At 61.0% G+C, this 12,238-nt stretch carries 11 protein-coding genes and 1 riboswitch; of the genes, 2 read left to right on the top strand and 9 right to left on the bottom strand.

All coding sequences use genetic code 11. The features are described from left to right. Positions 1 to 4 precede the first annotated feature (4 nt). Positions 5 to 880, bottom strand: coding sequence for an exodeoxyribonuclease III (locus HMPREF2765_RS04405; protein WP_005506814.1), 876 nt, complete (start codon positions 878 to 880; stop codon positions 5 to 7). An 80-nt stretch (positions 881 to 960) separates the two neighbouring features. Here HMPREF2765_RS04405 and HMPREF2765_RS04410 point away from each other — a divergent pair, with 80 nt between their 5' ends. Then, complete coding sequence (locus HMPREF2765_RS04410; protein WP_049352140.1) at positions 961 to 1,794, top strand: GntR family transcriptional regulator; 834 nt, start codon at positions 961 to 963, stop codon at positions 1,792 to 1,794. A gap of 104 nt (positions 1,795 to 1,898) precedes the next feature. Here HMPREF2765_RS04410 and HMPREF2765_RS04415 read toward each other — a convergent pair whose 3' ends face one another. The 5 genes from HMPREF2765_RS04415 to purN all read right to left on the bottom strand — a co-directional run bounded on the left by HMPREF2765_RS04415 (position 1,899) and on the right by purN (position 7,769). After that, entirely contained in the window at positions 1,899 to 2,777 is an 879-nt protein-coding gene (locus tag HMPREF2765_RS04415) for a bifunctional methylenetetrahydrofolate dehydrogenase/methenyltetrahydrofolate cyclohydrolase (protein WP_070604402.1), read from the bottom strand. 206 nt (positions 2,778 to 2,983) lie between these two features. After that, entirely contained in the window at positions 2,984 to 4,258 is a 1,275-nt protein-coding gene (glyA, locus tag HMPREF2765_RS04420) for a serine hydroxymethyltransferase (RefSeq protein WP_012904094.1), read from the bottom strand. 258 nt (positions 4,259 to 4,516) lie between these two features. Next, a complete protein-coding gene (locus tag HMPREF2765_RS04425) occupies positions 4,517 to 5,098 on the bottom strand; it encodes a TetR/AcrR family transcriptional regulator (protein WP_049341495.1) in 582 nt (193 codons plus the stop codon). 268 nt (positions 5,099 to 5,366) lie between these two features. Further along, on the bottom strand, positions 5,367 to 6,977 hold the full coding sequence (purH, locus tag HMPREF2765_RS04430; protein WP_070604404.1) for a bifunctional phosphoribosylaminoimidazolecarboxamide formyltransferase/IMP cyclohydrolase: 1,611 nt from the start codon (positions 6,975 to 6,977) through the stop codon (positions 5,367 to 5,369). A 210-nt stretch (positions 6,978 to 7,187) separates the two neighbouring features. Further along, positions 7,188 to 7,769 carry a phosphoribosylglycinamide formyltransferase gene (gene purN / locus HMPREF2765_RS04435; RefSeq protein ID WP_044150744.1) on the bottom strand — a complete coding sequence of 194 codons (582 nt, stop codon included), beginning with the start codon at positions 7,767 to 7,769 and terminating at the stop codon, positions 7,188 to 7,190. 202 nt (positions 7,770 to 7,971) lie between these two features. Here purN and HMPREF2765_RS04440 point away from each other — a divergent pair, with 202 nt between their 5' ends. Next, the gene (locus HMPREF2765_RS04440) at positions 7,972 to 8,556 is read left to right on the top strand and encodes a 4-hydroxyphenylpyruvate dioxygenase (RefSeq protein ID WP_049362023.1); all 585 of its coding nucleotides are present in this window, start codon (positions 7,972 to 7,974) and stop codon (positions 8,554 to 8,556) included. Positions 8,557 to 8,568: 12 nt separating this feature from the next. Here the strand turns inward: HMPREF2765_RS04440 and HMPREF2765_RS04445 are convergent, their stop codons facing one another. The 3 genes from HMPREF2765_RS04445 to HMPREF2765_RS04455 all read right to left on the bottom strand — a co-directional run bounded on the left by HMPREF2765_RS04445 (position 8,569) and on the right by HMPREF2765_RS04455 (position 11,890). After that, positions 8,569 to 11,100 (bottom strand): cell division protein PerM, encoded by a 2,532-nt coding sequence (locus HMPREF2765_RS04445; protein WP_070604406.1) that lies wholly within the window; start codon positions 11,098 to 11,100, stop codon positions 8,569 to 8,571. A gap of 117 nt (positions 11,101 to 11,217) precedes the next feature. Then, entirely contained in the window at positions 11,218 to 11,652 is a 435-nt protein-coding gene (locus HMPREF2765_RS04450; protein WP_049341485.1) for a PIN domain-containing protein, read from the bottom strand. Between the two features lie 10 nt (positions 11,653 to 11,662). Further along, positions 11,663 to 11,890 carry a nuclease PIN gene (locus HMPREF2765_RS04455; protein ID WP_070604408.1) on the bottom strand — a complete coding sequence of 76 codons (228 nt, stop codon included), beginning with the start codon at positions 11,888 to 11,890 and terminating at the stop codon, positions 11,663 to 11,665. Between the two features lie 35 nt (positions 11,891 to 11,925). Then, a riboswitch (SAM riboswitch) is annotated at positions 11,926 to 12,060 on the bottom strand. Positions 12,061 to 12,238 lie beyond the last annotated feature (178 nt).

Here is a 12,238-nt window from a genome sequence, read left to right on the forward strand (position 1 = left end):
CGTCTTACTCACCGATGCGGTAGTCAACCACGAGCGGCGCGTGATCGCTGAAACGCTCATCGTAGCTTGCCGCGCGGTCCACGACCGCTTCCACGGCGCTTTCGGCGAGCGCCGGGGTCGCCATGTGGTAGTCGATACGCCAGCCTGCGTCATTATCGAACGCCTTACCGCGGTAAGACCACCAGGTGTAGGGGCCGGGCACCTGACCCGCCAGCTCACGAGCCACATCGCGGTAGCCGATATCACCGAAGAAGCGGTCAAAGTAGGCGCGTTCCTCCGGCAGGAAGCCGGCACGCTTCTGGTTAGCCTTCCAGTTCTTAATGTCCAGCTCGGTGTGGCCCACGTTCAAATCGCCCACGATGAGCACGTGGTCCGAGTGCTTTGCCAGTTCAGGCATGCGCACCAGCATGCGCTCCAGGAAGCGGTACTTATCGTCCTGCTTCTGGGTGCCGACCTCGCCGGAGTGAACGTAGGCGCTGACCACGGTCAAGGTCTTACCGTTGGGCAGAACGTAGTCCGCCTCAACCCAGCGGCCCGAATCGTCAAAGTACTCTTCGCCAATATTCGAGCGGGTCGCTACCGGCTGGTTCTCCAGGACTTCACCGGCCGAGTTCGGGGTGCGGCGGGTCGCCACCAGCACACCGGCGCGGCCCTTCGCAGCAGCCTCCGCGTGCAGAATATGCCACTGGGATTCGTCCAGCAGCTCACGCACGATAGCGTCGGGGGCGCGCACCTCCTGCAGGCAGAGAATGTCGATGTCACGGCTCGCCAACCACGCCGCCATATCCTTCTTGTAGGCGGCTCGGATACCGTTCACATTCACGCTTGCCACGCGAAGCAGACCGCTCGGGCGCGGTGCAGGGGTGTTAGAAAAATGCATAATCTTAATTATGCCAGTTTGAGGGAAGAGAAATTTTCACTCGTGCGCGTTTTTTCTCTGGCTGAACGGTAAACTATTGGGTGATGAATTCACACTCCTCACATACCACCGACCACGGTGCCCCCTCACATTCTGCGGGCACCACCGCATCCGAAAGTACCGCTCACAACGCTGAGAGCCGCTACGAGCTACCCCCGATTCCCGGCCCGAAGTACGAGCAGGTCATCCACTACATTGAGCAGCGCTACATTATTCCCGGCAAGCCCGGCGATAAGCTGCCCACCGAACGCATGATTCAGCAGAACTTTGGGGTGAGCCGCCAGACGGTTCGTAGCGCCCTGAAGGTTCTGATTGAACGCGGCCTGCTCTACAACGTGCAGGGCTCCGGCACCTACGTTGCCGAGCGCACCGACGCCACCTACATTCCGCGCGTGGACACCTTCGTTGACGATATGCGCCGCCGCGGTTTTGAGGGGTCCACCCGCATGATTGCGACCCGCTGGGTGGACGCCACCGAAGAGATCTCCACCCACCTATCCGTGCCGGTGGGTGAGCAGGTGCTGTTCGTGCGTCGTCTGCGTCTTGCCAACCACGAAGTCATCGGCTTTGAGCGTTCCTACTTTGTCAAGGCCGCCGCAAGCAGCATCCTGGACGCCATGATGGCGGAGATGTCCGGTGCGATGAGCTCGCTAGACCAGCTTGCCGACACCCCCAACGCGATTAAGCACGCCCGCGTACGCACCAGCGCGGCGCTCTTCACCGACGCCGACGCCGAGGCGTTCAACCACCAGGTTCCCGTGGGCGAGGCGGCGTTCAAGGTCTGCGCGACCGGCTACACCGAAGAAGGTAGCCCCGTAGAGTACGCAGAGACCCTGTACCTTGCCGATGCCTACTTCTACGAGATGATTCTCTAGCATCTGCCTTTTCTTGTGATGACAGTGTGAAGGGCGGTGCCCCGGTAGATTGTTCTACCGGGGCACCGCCCTTTTGAGTTATCAGCCCTGAAATGTTGCGAGCCTTACGCCGCCTGACGCTCCGCAGTCTCAACCACGTTCACCAGCAGCTCCGCGCGGGTCATCGGGCCCACACCGCCGGGGTTCGGGGAAACCCAGGACGCCTTCTGCGCAGCCTCCGGGGAGACGTCGCCGAATAGCTTCTTCTTGCCGGTCTCCGGGTCCTCAGCACGGGAAACACCAACGTCCAGCAGGATTGCGCCGTCCTTGACCTGGTGAGCCTTCAGCACGTGCGGAACACCCACAGCGGCAACAATGACGTCAGCCTCGCGCAGTACCTCGTTCAGGTTCTCGGTACCGGTGTGCGCCAGGGTTGCGGTCGCGTTCACCTCGCGGCGGGTCAGCAGCAGACCCAGCGGGCGGCCCACGGTAATGCCGCGGCCGAGCACCACAACGTTCTTGCCGTTCCAGTCGATGCCGTGGCGCTTCACCAGCTCAATGACACCGTTGGGGGTGCAGGGCAGCGGGGAATCCAGCGGCTCAGAAACGTTCAGCACGAGCTTGCCGAGGTTGGTCGGGTGCAGGCCGTCAGCGTCCTTCTCGGGGGCGATGCGCTCCAGCACGCGGTTGGTGTCCAGGTGCTTGGGCAGGGGCAACTGCACAATGTAGCTGGTGCACGCCGGGTCGTTGTTCAGCTTGTCGATCTCTGCGTCGAGCTCTTCCTGAGTGATGTCACCGGGCAGGTCCACACGGATGGAGTTAATACCGATCTCTGCGCAGTCGCGGTGCTTAGCGCCCACGTACGAGCGGGATGCGGGGTCGTCACCGACCAGCACGGTACCCAGGCCGGGGGTAATACCCTTAGCCTTGAGCGCCTCGACGCGCTCCTTCAGCTCTTCCTTGATGGCTGCGGCGGTTGCGTTACCGTCTAGAATCTGGGGCATTGTTTTTCCTTCCATAGATTGCGGCGGGTTCGCCGAAACGGACGGTCTGTGTGTTGGGTTCTAGGGTGTGCCCCTAGAGGTACCACTCCCCCGCTACGTCCCTCAACGAATGTGGCGGGTAGAGCAGCAAAAAGTAAGAGGGCGAAATAACCCCGCCCGCTCAGCACCCACGAAGGGATGTTGAGCGAACGGGGTCATTCATGGGTCTACCAGTTCTCGCTGCCCTGGTAGAGGGGGTACTTGGCGCACAGTGCCTCAACGCGGGCACGCAGCGCAGCGATGTCCGGGTTCGGCAGCAGTACGGAAGCGATAATGTCGGCAACCTCGGTGAAGCCCTCGGCGTCGAAGCCGCGGGTCGCCAGAGCAGGGGTACCGATACGCAGACCGGAGGTCACCATCGGCGGGCGGGGGTCGTTCGGCACAGCGTTACGGTTGACAGTAATACCGGCATCGTGCAGCAGGTCTTCTGCTTCCTTGCCGTTGAGGGCGTGGTTGCGCAGGTCAACAAGCACCAGGTGAACGTCAGTACCGCCGGATGCGATGGAAACGCCGGCGTCCTTCACATCCTGCTGCAGCAGGCGGTTCGCCAGGATCTGTGCGCCCTCAACGGTGCGCTTCTGGCGGTCCTTGAACGCGTCAGATGCGGCGACCTTGAACGCGGTAGCCTTCGCGGCAATCACGTGCATGAGCGGGCCGCCCTGCTGGCCGGGGAACACTGCGGAGTCAATCTTCTTCTTCAGCTCCTCGGTGCAGAGGATGAAGCCGGAGCGGGGACCGCCCAGAGTCTTGTGTACGGTGGAGGAGACCACGTGTGCGTGCGGGACGGGGTTCGGGTGCAGACCTGCAGCCACCAGGCCCGCGAAGTGGGCCATGTCCACCCACAGGTACGCGCCGATTTCGTCAGCGATCGCGCGGAACGCAGCGAAGTCCAACTGACGGGGGTACGCGGACCAGCCGGCGATAATCAGCTTGGGGCGCTCAGCCAGCGCCAGTTCACGCACCTGCTCCATGTCAACGCGGCCGTTCTCGTCCACGCTGTAGGCGACAACGTTGTACAGCTTGCCGGAGACGTTCAGCTTCATGCCGTGAGTCAGGTGGCCGCCGTGTGCCAGGGACAGACCCATGATGGTGTCGCCGGGGTTCAGCAGTGCATGCATGACGGCGTTGTTCGCCTGCGCGCCGGAGTGGGGCTGAACGTTTGCGTGCTCAGCGCCGAAGAGTTCCTTCACGCGGGAAATAGCGAGGGACTCAACGATGTCAACGAATTCGCAGCCGCCGTAGTAGCGGCGGCCGGGGTAACCCTCAGCGTACTTGTTGGTCAGTACCGAGCCCTGGCTTTCGAGGACGGCACGGGGGACGAAGTTCTCGGATGCAATCATCTCGAGGGTGTTCTGCTGGCGCTTGCGCTCCAGCTCAATGGCTTCTGCAACCTCGGGGTCGAGGTCGGCGAGGGGCATCTCGAGGATCTTCTGCTCGGACATTACGCTCCTGGGAGTGTTTTTGCGTTATCTTCGGTCGCTCATCATCGGGGCTGCGGCAGTGTCTGCGGCTGAAAACCCTGAATGAAAAAATATGAGCTACACCTCATAATACCGTAAAGCCCGCTTTCCTTCGAGAAGGAAAACGGGCTTTACCAAGCATCACGATGAAGTTTTCACGGTGTCTGCGCGAGTCCGGCGCGGGGCGCACAACACACCCCGGCGGGCTTATTGGCGGCAGTTTACGCAGGTCTGTGCGCCCTACGCCTGACGCAGAATAGCGGAAGCGTACTCCAGGTACGCCTCGCGAGCGCTCTCCTTCTTACCGCCAGCCACCAGCTGGGTCTGCACCACGTAACCGGTCAGCACCGACAGCACCGCGGCACCGATAACGGTCAGCCACTCTTCAAGCTCTTCTTCGGTGAAGTCCAGCTCAGCGGCACCCCAGGCACGGTAGCGCTCCAGGGACTGATCGCGCAGGTAGCTCAGCTGTTCAGACACCACGGTCGCCAGCTGCGGCATTGCCACAGCCTCGCCCCAGGTGACGAGCAGGTGACGGCGAATCTTGGGGGTGTCCAGCACCTTCAGGCACCCGAACACGTAGTCCCAGGGCTGTTCGGCGCGGATACGGTCGAAAGGCGCCATGTCCATGCGGGCTGCCGCCAGGATAATCTCATCCTTGGAGGAGAAGTGGTTATAAATCGCTCCAGCAGACAGGCCAGTGGCCGCAATAATCTCGCTCATCGAAGCCTTCTGATAACCCTGCTTGATGAAGCATTCGCGGGCGGTCTCTACAATCTGAGAACGCCTGTTCTTTTTGTATTCTTCGCTGACTTTAGGCACACCCTAATCCTAGCGAACTTTTAGCCAATCCGTGCGCATCCTGGTCGCTGTTGACGCGCCCTCATGCGCAAATCCGGCGCAAAATAGAGCAAAAATTCTATAAATACGACTGCCCACAATACGGATGCTCCACCGCAGATGTTCCAACACGAATGTCCCAGGTGGAGAGTATGAAAAAGCGGGGCATCCCAGGCTCACCAGAAGGTTCACCCTAGAATGCCCCGCTCACAGCGGGCAGCTCAGCGCAGGCTGAGCCCGCTACACATTTTTAGTGGAAGAAGTGGCGGGTACCGGTCAGGTACATGGTCACGCCAGCAGCCTTAGCCGCCTCGATAACTTCCTCGTCGCGGATCGAACCGCCCGGGTGCACGACGGCACGCACGCCGGCGTCCAGCAGCACCTGCAGGCCGTCAGCGAAGGGGAAGAACGCGTCGGATGCGGCAACCGCACCGCGGGCACGCTCGTTACCTTCACCGCCGAGAGTGTTCGCGCGCTCCACCGAAAGCTTGCAGGAATCCACGCGGTTCACCTGGCCCATGCCGATGCCCACGGCGGCACCGTTATCGGCAAGCAGAATAGCGTTGGACTTGGGCGAACGCAGTGCACGCCACGCGAACTCGAGGTCACGCAGGGTTGCCTCGTCAGCCGGCTCACCGGCAACCAGGGTCCAGTTCTTCGGGTCGTCACCCTCAGCCTGTAGGCGGTCAGCCTCCTGGAAGAGTGCGCCACCGGAAATGGGGCGGTACTCGATAGCCTCGCGGGCAAAGTTCTCGGGCAGAACCAGCAGGCGCAGGTTCTTCTTCTCACGCAGGATCTCCAGGGCCTCGGGCTCGAAGCCGGGAGCCACGACAACCTCGGTGAAGATGCCCTTGACGGTGCGCGCCATCTCTGCGGTCACCGGGCGGTTAGCGGCAATCACGCCACCGTATGCGGACAGCGGGTCGCAGGCGTGCGCCTTCGCGTGAGCGTCCGCAATCGGGTCAGCCGCGCCGGGGGTTGCCACAGCAATACCGCAGGGGTTGTTGTGCTTGATAACGGCAACAGCCGGCTCGTCGAAGTCGTAAGCGGCACGCAGAGCGGCATCAGCATCAACGTAGTTGTTGTAGCTCATCGCCTTACCGTGCAGCTGCTCCGCCTGAGCAATGCCGGGGGCAGCGGCGGGGTCAACGTACAGGGCGGCACGCTGGTGCGGGTTCTCGCCGTAACGCAGGGTCTCGCTGCGCTCGAAGCCCAGGCCAGCGTACGGGGGCCAGAAGTTAGCGTCCTCATCCTGCAGGAACTGGGATGCGGTCCAGGTAGCCACAGCGGTATCGTACGCGGCGGTGTGGGCGAATGCGCCGGCAGCAAGGCGGCGGCGCTCATCCAGGGAGAAGCCACCGTTCTTAGCGGCCTCAACGGTGCGCGCGTAGTCGGCGGGGTCCACAACAATAGCGACGGCGTCGTGGTTCTTCGCGGCAGCGCGAACCATGGAGGGGCCACCAATGTCGATCTTCTCGATGATGGCGTCCTGATCGGCACCGGAAGCAACGGTCTCAACGAAGGGGTACAGGTTCACAACCACCAGGTCGAATGCCTCAACATCCAGCTCTTCGAGGGTGTCGATGTGCTCCTGCTTGCGGCGGTCAGCCAGAATACCGGCGTGGATGCGCGGGTGCAGGGTCTTCACGCGGCCTTCGAGGCACTCGGGGAAGCCGGTAACTTCGGTGACCTCGGTGACGGGTACGCCTGCTGCCGCGATGGTTGCTGCGGTCGAACCGGTGGAGACCAGCGCGACGCCAGCCTCGTGCAGGCCGCGGGCGAACTCCTCCAGACCGGTCTTGTCGTAGACGGAAATGAGGGCGCGGCGCAGGGGCACGCGATCGAGCTCAATGAGAGACACAAATACTCCGATGCTTTAGACGTGCACGCCGGTTCTCGGCGGCACAGCTGGTGGATGGACGTAGCCTGCCCGGATAGACAGGATATGTGTGGGGTATTCCCCGCCGCTGTGCACCTTCCCCTCAGGGGTACTCGGGTGCCACAACGGAACGTGTGTGGGCGGCGGGGTGTGAGCTCGGCTCATTCCGCCGCAAAAATCTAGTGGGCGGAATTAGCTGTCGGATGCAGCGCCGTCAGATGCAGCGCCGTGAGATTCAGCCAGGGATGCGATGGTCTGCACGAGCAGGCGGCGCTCCTGCACCTTAATGCGTTCGTGCAGGGTTTCTTCGGTGTCGTCATCCAGAACGGGCACTGCCGCCTGGGCGAGGATGGGGCCGGTGTCAACGCCCGCATCCACAAAGTGGACGGTCAGGCCGGTAATCTTCACACCGTGCGCTAGGGCGTCACGCACGCCGTGCGCACCCGGGAAGGAGGGCAGCAGGGCGGGGTGGGTGTTAATAATGCGGTTTTTGAAACGCTCGACCAGCTGCGCGTCAACAATGCGCATGAAGCCGGCGAACACAATGTAATCGGGGTTGTAGGAAGCGATCTTTTCTTCCAGCGCGCGGTTCCAGGAGGGGCGGTCGGCGTAGTCGCCGGGCTGCACCAGGAAGGTGGGTACGCCCGCCGCCTGGGCACGTTCAATGCCCAGACAGGGCTTGTCGGCGCCCACTGCCGCAATGTCGAGGGGAAGCTCGCCCGCTGCTACAGCGTCGAGGATGGACTGAAGATTCGTTCCGGAGCCGGATACCATAACCACAATTCGCACCCGACTAGTATAACCCGTCTCACACCCTTATCCAAAGGGGGTAAGAGGTTCACAACACGCCTAAAGCCCAAAGGCGAGCACAAAGAAACCCCGGCGAGACGAATCCTCACTGGGGTTCACCGGACGCAAACTCAACAGGTCGCAAACTCAATAGGTCACGGGCAGACGGGGCGGTACCCTTATAGGTATGTCTACTCCCCCGCAGAACACCCCGAACAACACTCCGAACGACACCCCGCAGCAGCCCACCCCGAACAACGGTGCACCGCAGAACCAGCAGGTTCCACCGCGAGCGCCGCAGCAGGCACCGCAGAACATGATGCCGCAGCCTCGGGGACCTCAGGGCAAGAAGCCGCGCAAGCCCATCGACCCCATCGAACAGCAGAAAGCGAATATTCGCACCTCGCTCATGCTGATTGTTGCCGCGCTGGTGATTTTTGCGGCGTCTTCCTTCGTGCTTTCCACGATGCCGCTTTTCTTGGCGCTCTTCCTCTTCGCGCTCGCCGGCATTACCCTGAGCATTATTGCGATTGTGCGCACCGCAATCTACCGCGGCCCCTGGTTCTTCTACATTGCCGCAGGCGTCAGCATTATCTACGGCGCTATGACCCTGCTCGGTGGCATTGGCCTCGCCTTCATGCCCGGCGCGCAGGAGTACCGTGAGTGCCGCGCCGCCGCGCTGACTCAGACCGACATGTCCACCTGCGACGAGAAGTTCCAGGGCACGATGGACAAGCTCACCGGCGCGTCCAGCTCTTCTTCCCCTCGCTAAGAATGCAGTGCGCTAGTTCTTCTTACGCGGGTTAGAACCCTGGGCGCTAGAACCCTGGGACTTCGAGGAGATGACATCCAGCGGGGGCAGCTCCACGGTAGACGCCTCATCGGTCACCAGCGGAAGCACTCCGGTCTGACTACGAACCTCAAAGATGCGCTTCATCGCCTGATCAGCAGAGAGGACATCCAGTTCGCGATCCACAAAGTCGCGCTCTGAGTCCTTCTTCTGCTTCTTGCGTGCCGCCTTAGCCGCCTTCTTCGCCTCGCGCTCATGCGCGCGGTCATTGGCACGGTCCCGAGCGGAATCCTGCGCGGCGGATGCGGCGTGAGCGGCATCGGCTGAGCTATCCTGCGCTGAGTCATCTTGCGCTGCGGCGGGCTGCTCAAGACCAAAGCCGAAGTACGCCATAATGCGGCTCGCGCGGCCCTTCGAACGCAGCGCCTGCTCTGCGGGCTCTTCGACAGCGTCCTCACGCTCAACAGGTTCAGCAGCCTCGTAGACGGGCTCCTGAATCAGCTCGCGGGTCTGCTCATCGGAGGGGTCGTGAGCGTACAGGGCGGGCTCATAAGCAGTGTGTTCATAAGTAGCGTGCTCGCTGGAGGCAGGCTCAACAGAAGCTTCGATACTCTCGTAATCCTCAGCATGCGCAGAGTCAGCATGTGCAGAGCCAGCATGTGCAGAGTGCAGGTAATCGACCTGCTGAACGGCCTCAATCGGCTCGTACTCCTCAGCAGAGCTCTCCTGCGCAATAAGCTCTTCGGAGACAGACTCCTGAGTAGCGTCCGCAGTGGATTCTGCTACTACAGGCTCTTCAGCCGCCTCTTCGCGCTCTGCAACAATCTCAGCGAAAGCATCCGCCGCCGCACGCTGCGCCAGCTGTTCGGTCGCCTCCACGGGGACGGCAACCACAGGCTCCTGCGGATGCACCGGAACGTGACCGGTCGCCACCTCAGATACAACAGACTGCTCAGATGCTACAGACCGCTCGGGCTCAGCAACGTGCTCGGAAGCCTGCGCACGTGCCGCCTCCTCAGCTTCACGCTCAGCGGCTTCACGCGCAGCCGCCTCTTCAGCTTCACGCTCAGCGGCTTCCTCAGCCTCACGCTGTGCACGTTCCGCACGCTCCTGGGCACGCTGCTCACGACGCTCCGCAAAACGCTCACGACGCTCCGCAAAACGCTCACGGCCCTGTGCAAAACGCTCACGGGCCGAAGCAGTAAAACTCATCAGACGCTCACCCAGGTTCGGGCGCTCATCCGCAAAACGAGGCAGCTCACGGCTACTATCCGGCACCAGGGCACGGCTCAGCAACATACCGAAAGTCACGCCGGCACCCACCGTCAACGCGGTATGCGCCGCAAAAGTCAGCGGCTCAGCACCAACCTCCGTAAAACGACCAATGCCCAGAGAACCGTACGAAATCCAGCCCAGCCACAGGGCACCAAACGACGTCATAATACCGGTCATCACACCCAGCACCACTGCAGAAATCAGCGCAGACAGCGGGCGGAACGGAACCTTCAGAGCAACCCACTCATCCAGGTGATCCTCACCCTCACGCAAGAACCACCAGCCAGCAATCGCACCGGCAACCAGTGGCACCAGCAAACCCACCAGACCAAATGTGCCCAACGACTCGGGCACAGCGCCCAAAATCGGAAGCATCGGCAAAGTACCAGCATCGCTACTGGTCAAACCAACCGAGGTGCCCGCACCAAAGGAGAAACCGGCACCGGTCGACCACGCAATCGCGTAGATTACCAGGTTCGGCAAGAAACCCAGCTGCAGCAGAGTCACCGCAGTATCACCCACAGCGCCCGCGTGCAGCTCCTGGTAGGTGGCAACGATCTGCGACCAGCCCGCCAAAATACCGATACCCAAAAGCACCGCACCCAGACCAATCAGCGCCACAAAAGCAACCACCGCAGCACGCACCACAGCCCACGCGTACGAACCCGCCCAACGCGAATACTGACTCATCTGCGAAATCTGCTCCGCAGTATCAACACCCACCATGCGCGAGAGCGAACGCGCCTCACGGTAGCCACCCCACATCAGACCAGCCACCACAATACCCAAAGGCACCAGGGCAGCATTCAACGCCTGAAGAGGCTGAGGATGCGGACTCGCCCAACCGTACATCGCCGAACTAATCAGCGCATAGGTCACCGAACCGGACAGCACCGGAATCAAAAACTCACCCTCATACGAGGCACGCGCCAAGCGACGACCCGAACGATAACAGAGCAGCAGCGGCAGAATACTCAAACCCAGCGGCACCAGCGTCATCGTGCCGGCAGAAGCACCAAAAGCAGCCGCAAGATCCAGGGGAACACCGTGAATCAGAAGCCACAGGTGCGCCGACATGGCGGCCACGGAGGAGAACTCCATGTCGCCAAAACCCTTGGTCGCCCACACGGCAGACATCGCCGCAAACACGGCAACAGCAGAGAACAGGGCAGTAACAATTAGCTCAACAACACCCTGAAGCCACAGAGGCATGGGCATGGAATAACGCGAGATAGGTGAGGTGCTTTTCATCGTCCTTCAATCATGCCACGAATTAACGACGAAACCCGCCTCCGATTAACACTCGAAAGCGGGTTCTCACAACTATTCACACAGGGATGCACGCGAGGACGCGCATCCGGCAAAGTTTTAATCCTCAGTCCACGGGTTGGAAGCCTGAACACCCCAGGCACGGTACACCTGCGCCTTAGAAGAAATCAGCTCCAAATCATAGGCGCTCGCGCTCGCCGCCATCAGACCCTCCAGGGCGGCGGTAGGCAGCGGACCGGCATCATCACGACCCACAGCATGCACGCCGCGCGGCGCCTGACGGCCAGCCCACTCGAGGCTCACGCGCGCATCCACATTAATAACGTGGTCGCCAAAGCGCTCAAGAAGTTCGGTAATCCAGCGATCAGTTTCCGGGTAGGGGTACAGGCCCTTCAGCTCGCCAATGCTCAGCACAGAAATGTACATGTGCCGGAACGAGCGGCGGCGCAGAAAAGCGACCACGGCGGGGTCTGGATCCGCCTTACGGATCTCCGCAAGAACGTCGGAGTCCAGGAGCATACCGGAGAAATTCATACCCCTAATGCTACGCTACGCGCAGACCGGCGTACTGAATAGCGGGGATGCCCTCGGGGTTCGGCAGAAGAAGGAAGTTCAGGAACTCGTCGCGCTTAGAAGAAATGCGGGAGTAGTCGTCAATGCTGACTGCGGTGTATCCGCCTCGCGCGGGGACAGCTGCGGCACGCAGGCTTTCCTGGTAGGAGCGGGAGGGGTTCAGAGAGATTGCTGCTTTGGTTGCAGAGCCGTTGTACATGTGACAACCTGCGCCGTGAGTGGCGCGATCCTTTCGCGTTGCTCTTGTCTGTACCAATTACCACCGGTTATTCCGGTGGTGAATACAAACCGCTTCGTCATCCGAGCCACCCGTGAACATGGGGTTGGCGTTCGACCATAGTCGGAGCTTATCAGTCGAAACTCTTGAAGCTGGGTTTAGCTTACAGCATTTTCTCAAGTTAAGTAAAGCGTTTTTTGAAAGAGATTTAGATTATTAGCATTTTGGCTTGTGGGAAAGTTTTAAATGGGGTGAATTTTTGATACTGCGCGGAATATCTTATGTGAATACCGGTGTTTTTATGCGTTAAAAACTCCCCCACCACAAATA

It is taken from the genome of Rothia sp. HMSC062H08, from assembly GCF_001810775.1.
Taxonomy (GTDB): Bacteria; Actinomycetota; Actinomycetes; order Actinomycetales; family Micrococcaceae; genus Rothia.